Below are 15,406 nucleotides of genomic sequence, written 5' to 3' on the forward strand. Positions count from 1 at the left end.
TTAATAGACAATTCGCTTGATTGAAACGGTTGTCCCTATAATTGACACTGTACGATAAGCCGAAATAATAGGTTCGTCGGTCTGGATTGGAACGTGATTACAGGACCACACCGTAGGATCGGTCCATAGACCCGATTTAATGGTATATATTAGGTGCGATGCTTACTGGCAAGCTCGCACGTTGGCTTTCGCATCCATCAATTGTCTGACTAACATAGTTATTTATCTGGCCAACTTGACTAGTGTTGAGTGTGGGGGAAGAGAGAAACCTCCACCTGCTGAAATAGACGTGTACCACAGCAAATTCTGACCGTTTGCCTGAAGCAAGGGCGAAGGGTCGTTCAGACAAACGGCTAAAGGTTGAACACTAGGCGGGCCGGGGATACACCACCGGGGCAATCATCAGCCATGCGACTAGTCCTAGAGCCAGTCCAGCGATGAGTATGCCCCAGCATTACCCCGTCATGATGCGATAAATTGATGATATATAGCTGTAAATCAGACAACTAATCAATTCGGATCGATGTCAGACGAACTGCTGATGATTCAACGATTTATCAGGAAAGTCCCCGGTTATTGCGCCAGATACCCACCATCGATGGGGTAATAAGAACCTGTGACAAATGAAGCTTTATCCGACGACAACCAGACGACCAACTCAGCCACTTCTTCTGACCGACCTAATCGGCCAATAGGATGCAGGCCAACTAACATCTGTTTCACTTCGTTGGGCAATACGCCCAGCAACGGTGTATCAATGTAAGCGGGGCCAACCGAATTGATGCGAATGCCTTTGGCAGCATATTCAATGGCTGCCGTCTGGGATAGTCCCACTACGCCATGTTTAGCGGCTACGTAGCCAGGTGAATTCGCCGTTCCGACCTGTCCCAGAATAGAAGCCATGTTGACGATGGAGCCAGGACGATTCTGTTTCAGCATCGCTTCCAGTTCGTACTTCAGGCAGTAAAAAACGCTGTTCAGGTTAACGTTTATGATGTGTTGCCAGCCTTCAATTGAGTAATCTCCTGTTTGGTTTAATTCGCCCCCGATACCGGCATTGTTGAAGGCAATATCCAGACTACCAAAGACCGTAACAGTTTCCTGAACGAGCTGTTGACATTGCACTGGATCACTGACATCTGCCTTGAAAAAACGTGCGTTCCCACCGTCAGCTTCTATCTGCTCGACGACCTCTTTACCCTGAGCCTCAGCCAGATCTGACAGCATGACGTTTGCTCCATGTTTACTATATAATAGAGCCGTTGCTTTGCCAATACCTGAAGCGGCTCCGGTAACCAACGCTGTTTTTCCTTGTAAGTCCTTATCCATAAATTTTTGATGAGAATACAGTTATCCAACAGGTAGGTAAGTTCACTTATACCATCTGTTCGATACCCAAAACAAGGCCATTTCAGTCGTTCTAATTATGACCAGTCACAGGATTTAACTTGATTATAATCAGATGATTGCCTAAGCGCAATCAGCAGCAAAGGAGATGTAATTGCCTAGCTTGCAGACGTATATATAATCGCTTTTAGACATACATGGGTACTTCGTTGTAGCCAGTTCAACACGGGATGATTGCGCATATGGGAGGGTAAATTGCGTCGCTGGGTGAACGTCGGTTCAATGGTGTTCGCGTTCTCGATGACTTTGCCCTTACCACTGATACGTATTGTGAATTCATAATCTTGGCCGATCATTCTGTCGGTTTTTATCTTTCAACACCCCATTACCATGACCGATCCTAAAAGCACACTTTATGGGATGATTCTTTGGATCTTGTTGCCAATCCCCCTTGTAGGGCAGTCCGTATGGGGCGGAGCCGGATTTTTTTATGGTGGGCTGAGTGTATGGCCGGGTTTTGAGAGTGCGATTCAACAAGTAAGTAACACAGCCGAGACACTTGGCAATCAGCAATATAGAAATCTAGGGGCTGAGATGTACGTCCGTCGAAATCGGCTGCTGGTGGGTGCTGGTGTATCAGCACTTGTTACAAAGCGTGTTTGGGACGTGGCATCTCAAACGACAATTGAATCCTCAGCATCGAATGTGCACTGCTGGGTTGGATGGGTAGCCTGGCAAACAAGCCGATCAAAACTCTATCCAAGCGTAGCACCTGGCCTTAGTTCATTCAGCATTAACTCTACTGCATCAGCTGGTTTGTTGACTACACATGTCTTAGATAGTTTTTCTGTAGACGTGGGTTTAACGTACGACTGGCTCGTATTAAAATCGGGCTACGACCCAAAATTACAGGCTGGACCGATGCTTAGCCTACGGATTGGATACCGACTAACTACACCGTCGAATGAGTGGCATGGGGATCGAAATGGAGCTAGCCTGTTAACGCCTATCCGCTATAACCCATATGGCTTCTTTTTTACACTGGGAGTGGGTGGTGGCGGCTTTCGCAATAAATGAGCTGATGAAATAGGACAATTTAAAGCAAGTAGCTGTCAATCGGAGAAATATCAGTTCTGTGCCTGATCCCTCTCATACAGGAATAGTTGACGTTGCGCCAATTTTGATAGAGTAAGAATTAAACGTACTTCCTTATGAATATCGCTTTTTTCAGTACGCTTCCTTTTGAGCAGGATTTTTTTGACCAGTATTGTGCTCATCATCACATCACTTACATTTCCGAAGCGTTAACGTCAGCCACAGTACAGCGGGCAGAGGGACACGAAGCCGTTTGTGCCTTCGTTAATGATGACCTAAGCCGGGCAGTTTTGAAAGAACTAAAAAAGCTAGGAATTGACGTAATAGGTATGCGTTGCGTGGGAATGGATAATGTGGATCAGCAGGCCATTAGTGACTTAGGTATGACACTACTTCACTTACCTGGCTATTCACCCTATGCAGTTGCAGAACAGGCTGTTGCTCTTTTACTTGGTACATTCCGTCATCTACCTGAAGCGAATGAACGGGTTAAAGCCGGAAATTTTACACTTGATGGATTAGTGGGTTCGCAACTATACGGTAAAACTATTGGGGTAATTGGCACAGGGCGTATTGGCAAGGCGTTTATTCGTATCATGCAGGGATTTGGCAGTAAACTGCTGGCGTATGATATTCACCCTGACCGATCCCTGTGGGAAACGAGTGTTCAATATGTATCGCTCGGAGAGCTTCTGCAACAGTCTGACGTTATATCGCTTCACTGTCCTCTAACGCTACTTACCGAACACTTAATTAACGACCAGACGCTATCCTTACTGAAGTCGAGTGCGATATTAGTCAATACAGCTCGAGGGGGATTGGTGGAAACCGGCGCCGTGCTGAAGGCATTAGACACAGGCCGGTTGACGGGCTATGCTGCGGACGTCTACGAATGGGAAAATATTTATTTCCACCATGATTATTCAAATAAACCAATTCTGGATAACACATTGAACCGACTACGCAGCCATCCCAAGGTGCTGTTGACGGCTCACCAAGGGTTTCTCACAGAAGAATCATTGCAACAAACGGCACGTAGTCTGCTGAATCAATTCAGTTTCTACGAAAATCAGCAGATGGCCTATATAACCAAAGCGTCTATGTGCTAAGCATTTGTTCTACTAGATCGCAGATATCGTATGCAAATGCTTCGGCAGCCTATGCAGGTATAGAAAATTTAAACTGCACTCATCATGCTTCGTTATTTATTCGTTTTACTGCTCCTTATTCACGGACTCATTCATGTCTTGGGTTTTGTCAATCAATGGGTGTTGGACCTTGGCAGTCAACTAAGTGGCAAATCGCTATTTCTTGTATCAGAAGAGACGTCAAAAGTTTTGGGCGTTCTATGGCTTCTGGCAGGTTTGAGCTTTTTGTTGGCAGCCGCGGCCTACTGGCTCCAGCGAGACTGGTGGCTAAGCGTCGCGATAGTGAGTACATTACTTTCTCAAGCATTGATTATCGTTTACTGGCCAGATGCAAAGGCGGGTACTGTTGCCAATATCCTACTGGCGATCGTGCTGCTAGTGACTTATGCCCATAATCGGTTTGAACAGCAGGCGGATGACGAGGTTCGTGAATTGCTTTTTCAAGCGAGAAACGATAAATCAATCATTACACGCAATATGTTGACCGATCTGCCCGAACCTGTGCAGCAATGGCTCCAAGCCAGTGGCGTAGTCGGGAAGCCACGTGTCCATACCGTTCGGCTGCGGCAACATGGTCTGATGCGGACCAATCCCGATGGCAAGTGGATGCCGACCGATGCAGAACAGTATTTTAACGTCGACACGCCTGGGTTCGTCTGGAAAGCCGATGTACAGATGTTGCCGTTTCTACCGCTGGCAGGGCGTGATAAATATGTTGGTGGCAAGGGTAATATGCTGATTAAGGCCCTGTCGATGATTCCGTTGGTCAATGCGTCTGATGCCAAAACAGATCAAGGTACGTTGTTACGGTATCTGGGCGAAATGTGCTGGTTCCCATCGGCAGCAATTAGCCCGTATATTACTTGGCAATCGATTGACGCGACCCGCGCTCAGGCTACAATGACCTATCAAGGGGTATCAGCTTCAGCAGAGTTTACCTTCGATGAGCAGCACCGGATGGCTAGTTTTTCAGCCAATCGCTATATGGGCGCCGGGCGCGATGGTAAACTAGAAAAATGGTTCATTCCGACCCGCGCCTGGAAGCGTATCGATGGTACGACCATTCCGGTCAAAGGCGACGTGATCTGGCGATTACCGACTGGCGATTTCAATTACTTTCAATGGGAAATTACGGACATTGACTACAACAAGCCTGTACTGTATTGAGCTTTTCTTTATAAATAAGTCTATCTGAGACGAAGGACCTAAGTTCATCTCGGCCAAACTTCATTTGCTCGACAACAAAAAAGCCTGGCTGTTCACCAGGCTTGTCACTTTTTGTCCCTATTATTCTTTTGATTTCAGCTAATAGGTTGATTGACCGTTTGAGGAGAAATGCGCTCGTGCAAAAAATACTGCGCTGCTTCCTGTGGACTTAATTGGTAATGCGTATAGACATCCAGCAGCCAATTTGTTTGCTCATCGCTTAGGGGTTTGAGGTGCCCTAATTGGCTTAGTTCGGCAGACGTTCCGATTAGCCAGTCGGTAGTCGTTTGTTGCATAGAATGGAGAAGTCAATATATGGGTTGTTTTTACGCCTATAGACTCTTAGGATCCGGTAGATGTCACATTCCAATTTAAAATAATCAAAGGTCAGTCGGAACGACAATAGTTTTCATAGCCAGTTTTATTTAGATAACAGGATAAATCAACCCATTCTTCCTGTCTGGCTAAATGAATCAAGCTAGCTGATTACCTGATTCTTATCAGATGAGCAAAATCATCTCATCGGTTGACAAATCTCCGTTCGCAAGCCCTGAATAGGTCGTAGTTTTCATTGAAAATCAAACCGGTTAGCTATGCTCCGTGACCTATCACCCGAAGTGACCGATCATATCCTGAGGTCGCAGTTTTTTGGCCGAATTGGCTGTGCCGCTGATGGACAAGTATTAGTGGTGCCAGTTTCCTATCTGTATGATGGTCAGACTATCTACGGCCAAACTCGCACTGGAACAAAAACCGAGTTACTACGGCAAAATCCGAATGTATGTTTTGAAGTTGATGAGGTGCAAACCCCTTCCTGCTGGCGGAGTGTGGTCGTTCAGGGTATTTATGAAGAATTAACGGGCGATGAACGGCTTTATGCGGAACAGCAACTAGGCCCAGGCAGGATTGCTCCTTTTCGGGAAACAGCTCCAGCCAACATTGGTTCGACTGATTCCAGGATCGTATACCGCATTCGTATTCTCAGTAAAACGGGGCGTAGCGAAACGAAGGAATAACCCACCTGACCATTTCCCTCCCTATGGAAACGCTTGATTCAATCCTGACAATCGCCTATATCGCCACGAATGTCCTCTCAGTCGGACAGATGGTTTGCAGTTATCGCTGGCCGATTCTCGCACGGGGTGTGTTTTTAGTTCTTTTCGGCGTAGCTGCTTTCTTTAATACTCAAACCGCACTTGATACCCCCTGGGTTTACCAGGATTTCGCCAACTGGGCAGGTCCACTCTATCGCTGGTTCATTCTAGGCCCCTTTGAGAAGATCATTCAACCAATGGTACTGAGTATCGTTGTTGGGCAGTTTCTGATTGCCGGATCAATGATGTTGAGGGGAAAACTATTTCGGATTGGCTGTTTGGCAGGCATACTGTTTTGCGTCGCTATTACGCCCTTGGGTATAGGGTCGGCTTTCCCTGCTCCACTACTGTTGGCTTTTTCCTTTTATCAATTATATAAGCGGGGCAATAGCCAGATTATCCAGGTTATTAATCAGTCCAAAAATATTCTTTCTAAGGTTGATTAATACAGACTGTCAGCATAACAAAATCAGTCAGGCTAGTAATTTACTGAAACGAAAAACGATCACACTGAATAAGGATGCGGTTCACAGACTGAGGGTTAAAAAGCTCGTGGCAATTTGTGACGAGCTTTTTTGACGGTTAAACTAGTTTATTCTATGACTTCGCCGATACCAGAGACTTCAACTACCAACCCTCGTCCGCCGATTCGACCCTTGCTGGACGATACACTCACTCAGGAGCTGGATGGACCCAAAAACCGACGCTCCGAATTGCGGTTTATCATTCAGGTCGGTTGGCAGTTTCTCAAAGGGCTGCGAACCTTGCACTTTGTAGGTCCTTGCGTGACGGTATTCGGTTCGGCTCGTTTTCGGGAAGGACACCCCTACTACACGCTTACACGACAAATAGGCCAAGCGATCCACGAACTGGGCTTTACCGTTATGACGGGTGGTGGCCCTGGTCTGATGGAAGCAGCCAATCGGGGTGCTTTTGAAGCTGGAGGCCGGTCGGTTGGGTGTAATATTCGTCTGCCTTATGAGCAGCAGCCAAATCCGTATCTGCACACTAGCGTGACGATTAATTTCTTCTTTGTACGCAAAGTGCTACTTCTGAAATATTCCTATGCCTTTGTGGTTATGCCAGGCGGCTGGGGAACGATGGATGAACTCTTTGAAATACTAACGCTGGTGCAAACTGGCGTCATTCATCAATTTCCAGTCGTGCTTATGGGTCGCGAATATTATCAGCCCCTGTTGGATTATATGCAAGGCATGATTCGAGCGGGAACAATCAGTGAGCGCGACCTGCAATTAGTTTGCCTGACGGACGATGTTTCCGAAGCGCAGCAGCACATACGAACTTACGTTCAGCAAAACTACCAAATCACTCGACGACGCAAACCGCTCTGGTGGCTATTAGAGCGTGTGTAAAATCAGCATGCTCCATTTCGGCTTTATTTGTCTATGCTTCTTTTCTAGTTTTCACTTGTGAACTAACTGCCGGGCTAGCCAGATAATACCGACTGGCAATAATCCAGCCCCGACAACTAGAATCAGTGATTGGTTATCGAGCGGCTGAATAGCCAATGCATGACTGAACAGTGGTATATGATAGGTCAGCAGAAGAATACCTACGCAGAGCAATAATGCAGCCCAGACATATCGATTACGGGTAACCTTATTGTTGATCTAGCAGCTGCGGCTAATAGCCAGACGGTACTACTTTTGAACTGGCGAATCAGCACCGTTAGCCAACGTTCTGGAGGGGTTGTCTCCAACTTATTAGGGCCATACTGAGCCAAGCGTAGACGAGCCTCGGCCGAAGCTAACCCCGACCATTCGCCTAATGACGATAGAGTTGACAAAGTAGATTGGGATTCCATAGTATAGATGAAAGCGCTACAGCGGGAACCGCCACCATCTGTACCCATCCTGGTACACCTGTATGGCTCCCGCGTCATCGATGTCGAGGACGTTATACGTCACGAAAATCGGTACGGCCTTTACTAGTTGAAGGGGGCGAGGACGGGCGTTTGGTGGACAACTTGCCAGGAAATCGTTTGTAAATCGACCATGACCCAGCAGCAAATTAGCCAGTTCTGTAGGCTTTTCAACCCGAATACAGCCGTGACTTAACAGTCGATTTTTCTGACCAAAAAGTCGACGGGCATTTGTATCGTGCAAATAGATATCATAAGGATTTGTCACATTGAATTTTAGTAAGCCCAGTGCATTATCGCAGCCTGTCGATTGACGTAATCGATACGGAAACGATTGAATGGGAATGGACCAGTTCACTGTCTCGGGATCAATCACCTGCCCTTTATTATTGATTACCTGCAATTTCAGTGCATCAAGCATGGGAATTGGATTCCGCCGGATTTGGGGCAACAACTCCTTGAGTGCAATTGAGCGAGGGACATTCCAATAAGGATAAAGTACCATCCCTGTAATGTGCGCACTGAATAGAGGAGTTGGGGTGGTGGGTTTTCCGACGATCACGCGGCTGCTAAGCAACAGATTTCCTTGCTGATCGATGACCCGCAGGGTGGCCGAAGGAATATTGATCAGGATTCGTTTGTCTGCTCTAAAGCGGTTTAGCCAGCGGTAGGTATTGAGTGTCTCCTGAACCTGTTCAAGCGTTAGTGAATCGGCCATGTAATCATCAATTAAACAGCGCATACAATAGGCCGTTAATTGCCGATACCGAAAGTCATGTGATTCAAGCGAATCCAGCAATAGCTCCCAACTCGGCTCTTGCCCAACCGATCCCACCATAAACTGCCGGGCTAGTTGACTAATTCGTAATGTATCAATCGATTCACGTACGCCCTGGTAGCTCATCCGGTGTGGAGCGCGGCCATAAATGATCTGAGTAAAATAGCGTTTCAGACAAATCGAGTCGGGTTGGTCACATAGGCTGTCTACACCAATGGCATGAGCGTACCGACGAAGCCGATTCCAATGGTCAGTTATCTGTGCGTTACCCGTAGAAAGGGTCAAAGCGAATAAGAAACTTAGCAATAACACACGCATAACTAGTCGCGATTCGAAGAGTGAATGGATAAGACAAAGGTCAACTCAATCCACTTAGTGATCCTTGACAGGACTCAAGTCGTCTACTGAATTGAATCACCCTAAGCGTTGATGAACCTCATATACTGACAATGAGATGGTTGTCAAATTTGTGCTACCATTTTACTCCAGCGCCTTACGACCATGACTTTTGAACCTACTTCCCGACTATTGGCTTTTGTCTTGCCTATGTCTTTCAAAAAAGGGGATGTCACCTTCACCGCTAGCCGGACAGGCAAACATCTGCAGGTGCCTATTCAGCCCAGCAACCGCCCTCGTAATGTGGTATCGACAGCCGAGCTAACCAAAGGTGTGTGGCGGGCCATTCTGCGCTGGTCTGACGGTACATTTCAATACCAGGAAGAGAAAGAAATTATTGTTGTTTAAGCCGCTAACACTGTTCTTTAAATCCATTCGATCATGTACAAAATCCTCTTATTGACCGATTTTTCTACTCCGTCAAAACATGCTATCGCTTTCGCTCAGGCACTGTTTGCCGATGCAGCGACAGATTTTTGTCTACTCCATGCGTTTCCGTTTGTACCAGAAGATGGCTACAGTGGTACCTTCTTACTTGGAGAACAGTTGGAATCTGCCGAGAAGGCAATTAAGGCGCTTCACCGATCGCTGACGCAACAACCTGTGCCAAACTATCATTCGTATCGATCCAAAATGATCCTAGGCAATCCAGAGCGTGCTGTTGAGGAACTGCTCAGCCAGGAAAATTTCGATCTGATCGTTGTAGGAGCGAGTGGAACTGGACACAGTGAATTCCTGGGCAGCGTAGCGACCGGACTGATTCGAGCGGCCAAAACAAACGTATTGGTCGTGCCCAATCTTGCGGCAATCCGGCCTTTAGAACAGCTGGTATTAGCCACCGATTATGGGTCGGTTCAGGATGCCCAGTCGTTTGAGCTGTTGCGAGAAGTTGTTTCCCGCAAAGCGGCTCGGCTTACTGTATTGACGATTGAGAATCCCAAGGAGCCCGATACGAAGGCTTCAGAGCTAAACCGCCAGTACGTCCTTCAGGCTTTGGACACTATTCAAACTGAAACCTACATGATTCATGATGAAAATGTAGAGCAGGGCATTAACGATTACTTAGATACGCATAGAGTAGACTTGCTGGTAATGATCCCGCACCACAAAAGCTTTTTAGATGTAGTGCTTCACCGAAGTATAAGCCGAGCCGTAGCGTACCATCCGCGTGTACCGTTATTAGCACTCTACGACAGTGCAGTAGTAGATAAACCCGTTAAGGAGCTAGATAATCTGGATAACCTGCCCTTTGCCACGTACCTTTAAAAGATTGCGACCATGAAGGCAGAAAAATATCGCAAGCTAATGGAAGTTCATATGCTGCACCGAATCTGGCGAAATGAACTGGAGCTAGCTTTGCAGGAAGTTAATTTCTGGGAAGAGTTGTTTAATACGCTTAGTATTGGACAGGATTTTACGGAGGATTCCATCGATTGGCAAAACGAAGTTGGTCAGCTTCATCATTTCCGGCGGTTGTGTACCCGTCTGTTGGAAGAAATAAAGCAACTAGAAGGGCAACTTACTCATGGTGTCCAAATAGCTCATGTACTCGATGCCGATACTCGCCTAAACCATCAGTATATACGAGAAGCGATGGACAGTTTTCATACTGACTTCAGAAGATTTAAAACGGAAATCAGGCAGTACTTAGTAGAACAGTTTACCGCTTAGTATTAATGCCCTGCTCTTTTTATTCGGAGGTTTTCTGAACGGTAGGCGGGATGAGGCCCTTTTGGGCTTCAATAAACCTGTTAGGTTTAGTAGTTCAGGATTTTCAAGTATGGGTCCAAGTGATTTAGATATAAATCCTTGTCTTAGCCCCCTATTAACTGGACAGATTTTCTGAAAAGGCGGCAGCCGCTGCTGTTGTGTAGTAAATCACTATTGCTACTTCCCATTTTTGCTGAGGTCCGGGCTGCCGGTGCAGTTATAAACCCAATCGAACGGTGTAAACGATGGTGGTTATAATGGAAAAATAACGTTCTAACATTTCTTTGGCCTCGTAATAGCTGGCAAACTCATTTCGCTCAATGACATCGTATTCAAGAATGCTGTGAAAGCTTCAATATACGAGTTCTCTTCAGGGGTAGCTACATGAGTAAATTCCTGTTTGACCTCTGAGCTTTTCAAAAATCGGACCGCCAAAGCGGTTACGCACCAAATGGGCAATGAATTGGCTACCATTATCATGGTGCAGAATACTCCTTTCAGTTCATGATGCTGGTTTACACGCCGGAGTAGGTTGATTAAGTCCATTTGACGAATACTACCTTGGATGACCCAGTCCAGGATTTTGCGGCCTCTTCGGCGGTCCGATATTCACATCAATAATGCTTAACAGATAGTAATTCCGTCGTTCACCCTGAACCCAGACGTATTTGATGTCCCATCGCAACGGCGCACCGTCACAGGTATTCCAAGAGTTTGGTTGCTTGAATTTAACGAACTCTGGTTTACCCGTTGCCGGTTATATCATCTTGCCTAAGAGCAAATTATGCGCCTGCATGAGCCGGTAGACTCGCTCGGGCGGCCCCGTTTTTCTTATTGATGAGGTACTCTTTTTCAGCTCATACGTAATGTACTCATAGCCCAGCGCATTGAATTCAACGTCCAGTAAGTGGCGGATACTCAGTACTACCTGTTGATTATCGACCCACGATCCATCCAGCTTCATGGTCAACTAGTTGTGCCGCGCCCCAGGCCTGCCAGATTGGGGTTGATAGTAATACACGCTGCGAGGCAGCTCAAGCCAATGACATAATAGGATCATTGGTGTTGACCTGGCGGAAGAAATAGGTCATTTTCGTAATTAGACCAGCGGCATTATACTCAAAGGTTTTGTTATTGACGCCGGATCGGCTCCGTAGATGCACTTTTTTAACAATTCGACAGATCTAGGAATTAAAAGACTGAATAACAGGATAATGGATGTGTATTCCATTAATCGATTCGCGCGTGTTTAGACGTTGACAGGTTCTTAGTCGGTTACCTCGATTTCCATCTCATAGATATCTTCGATGTAGTAGCTCGATTGGAAAATCGTCGTTACCGATTCGGCATATTCCTGATTTGAATACGTCACGCGGACAGACAAAGGCTGGTTAGTGGAGATTCGCCGGGCCGAGACGCGGTATTTCCCGATGGGTACGCCCTGCGCCGAATAATAATCGGTGTGAAAAGTGAGCGTTTCGCCTTTTGTCCCATCAATCAGCGCAATGGGTTCTAATTTGAATTCAATATCCCCCGTGTTGAAGCTGGTCCGATTGGTTACCCGGACTGTTCCGCCGTATAGCCCATCATCACCGAAATTGCCGTTTTTTTCACCCCAGAGCTTTAGCTGTAAGTTTTTAACAGCTCCTTCATCGGGCATGAAGGTTGCATCCTCTTCGGTAAACAGGGGCAACTTGTATACTTTCCCTTCGAAGGTGATTTTAACCGAACCCCGTACGTAGAAGGCGCCGATGCCGGGTTCATTGGGCAGGCCAATTTTGTAATTTCCATTCGCATCCGTTGTGCCTACAACACTCTTATTGTACCAGATAGCACTATTGGCATTGATGGTAGCTCCAACCAGCGGACGCCCCTGCGTATCGACCACATGCCCTTTGATATAGCCTGCCTGTACCTTACTAGGATCGGTCGATACACCATCACCAGGCATTTTTGAACAGGAAGCCAGACTCAGTAAACTGGCTACTACGAGAAAACGATTTACGATATTCATAGCAATTTGTTGTTTTAAAAAGAAGAATGAGAAAAGAGAAATGGATTGAAGCTTGGATCAGATGACTGTCGCCTTCTGTTTTTCGACTAAATCGGTTGACGATTGATCCAGAAGTTCAGTGATGTAGCTTTCACACAGACTGTTGGTGTCATACTGTTTGAACTCAGCGCTGAGCCGTTGCCCGTTGATTCGATAGTAGGGATCGCTCAGTACCTGCTCAACCGCCTTTTTGATTTTAGCCGACGTGGGTACTTCGGTCTTCAGGTTAATGCCAACCTTGAAGTAGCCAATGCGAGCCGTAATCTCATTTTTGCCTTCGTGTACGCCCGCAGCCACCATCGGGAGGCCGTGTTGCAGAGCCAGCATCGTTCCGCCATAACCGCCATTGGTCACGTACACATCGGCATAGGGCATCACCGAATTATAGTCGATAAAGTCTTCAATGATCACATTTTGTTGGGGATATCGCTTCCGCAATTCTTCCGTTTGCGATCCTCCCGTAGTGACAATGACGAGCGTTCGCGCATCGTCTTTGAAAGCTTCCAGCGTAGGGATGATGATCTTTTTTGGATCGCGCTCTACCGTGCCCTGGGTCACTAAAACGACCCGCTTGTGCTGACGAATTTTGGCCGTATGGGTAAACGGATGCCGACTACCGGATTGGTAAGGTAGCAGCGGACCAACGAAGCGAATGTTGTGGCTTATATTGGGGCGGCTGTATTCAAAACCGGGTGTACCGCTTTGCAGATATAGATCAGGTTGACGGGTAAGGGCATCGAAAACAAACTCAGACGTTGGAGCTAAGCCATGATTGATCAACACTTGATTGTAAACATCAGTACAGGGCTTGAGCAGGAAATTGGTAACCATATAGCGCAGAAAATTTTGCTTTACTCGGCCCAGAAATGTAGTTGAGGGCGTCATGCCCAGCCCTGACGGTGGCAAAGCCTTCGAGCTTTCACCCAATGGGCCAATCCCCATCGACACGATCGGCACGTTTAGCAGCTTTTTGATAATCGGACCGCCTGTAAAAGCGGCATCGCAAATGAGTAAGTCGAACGGGAATTCTTCATAGATCGCCTTTACGTCGCTTACAAGTTCGGGGGCTCGCAGGAAAAAGACATTATTAAGGTCGAAGCGCAGGCGCTTGATCGTTCCTTTCATCTGCAGACGTTCGGGAAACTCCGTGTCCAGATTGAGTTGATTGACTTCACGGGCTTTCTGGAACGGGTAGAAAGGGATGCCCAGCTTACGGATTTTGTCGACATAGCTTGGGCCTGTGTACCAGCGGACATCATGGCCGAGGTTTTGTAAGTGAATCGCTAGTCCCGTTAGCGGGTTTAAGTGGCCGTCCAGCGGCATAGTGGCAATAAGGATTCGATTGCGTTTCATTGGATTTGTTGTTTATTGGTTGAAAGAGTTATTAAATCGTAGTAAGCCATCGCACAAGGGAATTCTTAGAGGGGAGACATTTCTGAATTGTATCAGCAAAAGCCAATGGATAATTGGCCAGGTAATAACCGCTGATACTTAGGCCTATCAGAAGGCCAGCCAGCATGGTAAGACCGTACATCGTTTCGGCGCAAGGGCGTACTGTTTTTTTCATGAGAGTTGACTGGTTATCGAGGAATCGTGTTGTTTACTGTTCGACAAAATTCTCATCGCCAAGCAATTCATGAAATTCACCCTTGTCTTAAGTATCGTTCTGACCTGTTGGAACAGCCTAAGTATTGCTTTAAGCAGCAGGCTACTTGACTGGTAGCGCTCTTATCAGTCCATGACTAATTCGAATTAATTAAGCGAATAATCCCCGTGTCTGTGTCCTCACAGACACTTGTGCGTCAGCAAACACTGCCATCCGGTAAGGGGTCTGTGAAGACACAGACCTTGGAATCGGAAATTAATCGTCGGCTTATTAGCCCACTGCTGAATCGGGTCGTCGCTACGATACCGGGCTGATAAGTCGGCAACGCTTAGCTAATTCAAACGATCAGCTGCTTATCGTTCAGTTCTGGCTGCTTCGGTCATAGCAAGTGCTGCTTCGAACATAGACGGATTGGTAGACGCACTTGCATCCCCTCAATTTTGGCTTATCAACGAATCGCAGAAACCAACATCTAGTCTGCATTTAACCACATGACAACGCCATCCCGCGCCGGACCAACTGTTGGGCGAACCATTACTAACCCTATCCTGAAAGAAGATACTATCTTCCTGGAAATCAGTCGTGAGAACGGAGGACGCCATACCCTGATCGACGTTCTGCTATCGAAAGGAGCCGGCAATCCAATGCATTATCACGACGATGTTTCGGAAGAGTTTACCTGTCTGGAAGGCGAATTGAGTATTCAGATCGGTAAGCAGGTGATTCGGCTAAAACCCGGCGAATCAATTACCGCACCCGCTCGTAGTAAGCACCGTTTCTTTAACCAATCTGGCGAATCCTGCCGCTTTCAGTGCCGATTTACACCGGGATTTCCGGGTTTTGAGCAGTCGCTACAAATTTCGTACGGACTGGCGCGGGATGGAAAAACGACGGCGCGGGGAATGCCGAAAAATCTGTACACAATCGGGTATCTCGTGCTGATCAGTGGAACGTATCTGACGGGAGGCATGGCGTTTTTTCAACCGCTGCTTAACTGGCTGGGCCGCCAGGCAATTAAGAACGGCGTCGCGGCCGATCTTCAGCGTCGCTACCTGGCTGTCTGGTAAGCGGTCTCACTGCCAGACTTCCCT

19 protein-coding genes are annotated in these 15,406 nt (G+C 46.9%); 10 read left to right on the top strand and 9 right to left on the bottom strand.

All coding sequences use genetic code 11. The features are described 5' to 3' along the window. Window positions 1–573 precede the first annotated feature (573 nt). Window positions 574–1,329: an SDR family NAD(P)-dependent oxidoreductase gene (locus ACYVE4_RS13350; RefSeq protein ID WP_461040528.1), complete on the bottom strand. Its 756-nt coding sequence runs from the start codon at window positions 1,327–1,329 to the stop codon at window positions 574–576. A gap of 408 nt (window positions 1,330–1,737) precedes the next feature. On the opposite strand from ACYVE4_RS13350, the gene ACYVE4_RS13355 reads away from it, so the two are divergent. The 3 genes from ACYVE4_RS13355 (at window position 1,738) to ACYVE4_RS13365 (ending at window position 4,757) form a co-directional block, all read left to right on the top strand. Further along, window positions 1,738–2,424, top strand: coding sequence for a hypothetical protein (locus ACYVE4_RS13355; RefSeq protein ID WP_461040529.1), 687 nt, complete (start codon window positions 1,738–1,740; stop codon window positions 2,422–2,424). A 134-nt stretch (window positions 2,425–2,558) separates the two neighbouring features. Beyond that, the gene (locus tag ACYVE4_RS13360) at window positions 2,559–3,551 is read left to right on the top strand and encodes a 2-hydroxyacid dehydrogenase (protein ID WP_461040530.1); all 993 of its coding nucleotides are present in this window, start codon (window positions 2,559–2,561) and stop codon (window positions 3,549–3,551) included. Window positions 3,552–3,635: 84 nt separating this feature from the next. Further along, window positions 3,636–4,757: a DUF6544 family protein gene (locus ACYVE4_RS13365; protein ID WP_461040531.1), complete on the top strand. Its 1,122-nt coding sequence runs from the start codon at window positions 3,636–3,638 to the stop codon at window positions 4,755–4,757. A 134-nt stretch (window positions 4,758–4,891) separates the two neighbouring features. On the opposite strand, the gene ACYVE4_RS13370 is transcribed toward ACYVE4_RS13365, so the two are convergent. Beyond that, a complete protein-coding gene (locus ACYVE4_RS13370; protein ID WP_461040532.1) occupies window positions 4,892–5,092 on the bottom strand; it encodes a hypothetical protein in 201 nt (66 codons plus the stop codon). Between the two features lie 297 nt (window positions 5,093–5,389). On the opposite strand from ACYVE4_RS13370, the gene ACYVE4_RS13375 reads away from it, so the two are divergent. The 3 genes from ACYVE4_RS13375 (at window position 5,390) to ACYVE4_RS13385 (ending at window position 7,263) form a co-directional block, all read left to right on the top strand. Further along, complete coding sequence (locus ACYVE4_RS13375; RefSeq protein ID WP_461040533.1) at window positions 5,390–5,812, top strand: pyridoxamine 5'-phosphate oxidase family protein; 423 nt, start codon at window positions 5,390–5,392, stop codon at window positions 5,810–5,812. 23 nt (window positions 5,813–5,835) lie between these two features. Further along, window positions 5,836–6,336: a hypothetical protein gene (locus ACYVE4_RS13380; protein WP_461040534.1), complete on the top strand. Its 501-nt coding sequence runs from the start codon at window positions 5,836–5,838 to the stop codon at window positions 6,334–6,336. 153 nt (window positions 6,337–6,489) lie between these two features. Beyond that, on the top strand, window positions 6,490–7,263 hold the full coding sequence (locus ACYVE4_RS13385) for an LOG family protein (protein WP_461040535.1): 774 nt from the start codon (window positions 6,490–6,492) through the stop codon (window positions 7,261–7,263). Between the two features lie 51 nt (window positions 7,264–7,314). Here ACYVE4_RS13385 and ACYVE4_RS13390 read toward each other — a convergent pair whose 3' ends face one another. The 3 genes from ACYVE4_RS13390 to ACYVE4_RS13400 are packed head-to-tail and all read right to left on the bottom strand — an operon-like array spanning window position 7,315 to window position 8,868. Further along, entirely contained in the window at window positions 7,315–7,476 is a 162-nt protein-coding gene (locus ACYVE4_RS13390; protein ID WP_461040536.1) for a hypothetical protein, read from the bottom strand. Next, window positions 7,464–7,715, bottom strand: a complete 252-nt coding sequence (locus tag ACYVE4_RS13395) for a cation-transporting P-type ATPase (RefSeq protein ID WP_461040538.1) — start codon at window positions 7,713–7,715, stop codon at window positions 7,464–7,466. The genes ACYVE4_RS13390 and ACYVE4_RS13395 overlap by 13 nt, the downstream gene beginning before the upstream one ends. A 16-nt stretch (window positions 7,716–7,731) precedes the next feature. Continuing rightward, window positions 7,732–8,868, bottom strand: a complete 1,137-nt coding sequence (locus ACYVE4_RS13400) for a L,D-transpeptidase family protein (protein ID WP_461040539.1) — start codon at window positions 8,866–8,868, stop codon at window positions 7,732–7,734. A 183-nt stretch (window positions 8,869–9,051) separates the two neighbouring features. Here ACYVE4_RS13400 and ACYVE4_RS13405 point away from each other — a divergent pair, with 183 nt between their 5' ends. Genes ACYVE4_RS13405 through ACYVE4_RS13415 form a run of 3 tightly spaced genes read left to right on the top strand, consistent with a single transcriptional unit; the run spans window position 9,052 to window position 10,617 of the window. After that, complete coding sequence (locus ACYVE4_RS13405) at window positions 9,052–9,294, top strand: hypothetical protein (protein ID WP_461040540.1); 243 nt, start codon at window positions 9,052–9,054, stop codon at window positions 9,292–9,294. A gap of 33 nt (window positions 9,295–9,327) precedes the next feature. Further along, window positions 9,328–10,212, top strand: coding sequence for a universal stress protein (locus tag ACYVE4_RS13410; RefSeq protein WP_461040541.1), 885 nt, complete (start codon window positions 9,328–9,330; stop codon window positions 10,210–10,212). Window positions 10,213–10,224: 12 nt separating this feature from the next. Next, entirely contained in the window at window positions 10,225–10,617 is a 393-nt protein-coding gene (locus tag ACYVE4_RS13415) for a hypothetical protein (protein ID WP_461040542.1), read from the top strand. A 796-nt stretch (window positions 10,618–11,413) separates the two neighbouring features. Here the strand turns inward: ACYVE4_RS13415 and ACYVE4_RS13420 are convergent. From ACYVE4_RS13420 to ACYVE4_RS13435, 4 genes are all read right to left on the bottom strand, one after another. After that, the gene (locus ACYVE4_RS13420) at window positions 11,414–11,620 is read right to left on the bottom strand and encodes a hypothetical protein (protein WP_461040543.1); all 207 of its coding nucleotides are present in this window, start codon (window positions 11,618–11,620) and stop codon (window positions 11,414–11,416) included. A 303-nt stretch (window positions 11,621–11,923) separates the two neighbouring features. Further along, entirely contained in the window at window positions 11,924–12,670 is a 747-nt protein-coding gene (locus tag ACYVE4_RS13425; protein WP_461040544.1) for a carboxypeptidase-like regulatory domain-containing protein, read from the bottom strand. 57 nt (window positions 12,671–12,727) lie between these two features. Continuing rightward, window positions 12,728–14,062, bottom strand: a complete 1,335-nt coding sequence (locus ACYVE4_RS13430; RefSeq protein ID WP_461040545.1) for a glycosyltransferase — start codon at window positions 14,060–14,062, stop codon at window positions 12,728–12,730. 31 nt (window positions 14,063–14,093) lie between these two features. Then, entirely contained in the window at window positions 14,094–14,276 is a 183-nt protein-coding gene (locus tag ACYVE4_RS13435; protein ID WP_461040546.1) for a hypothetical protein, read from the bottom strand. A gap of 530 nt (window positions 14,277–14,806) precedes the next feature. Between ACYVE4_RS13435 and ACYVE4_RS13440 the strand changes: the two genes are divergently transcribed. After that, complete coding sequence (locus ACYVE4_RS13440) at window positions 14,807–15,382, top strand: cupin domain-containing protein (protein WP_461040548.1); 576 nt, start codon at window positions 14,807–14,809, stop codon at window positions 15,380–15,382. Window positions 15,383–15,406 lie beyond the last annotated feature (24 nt).

Source organism: Spirosoma harenae, from assembly GCF_054776975.1.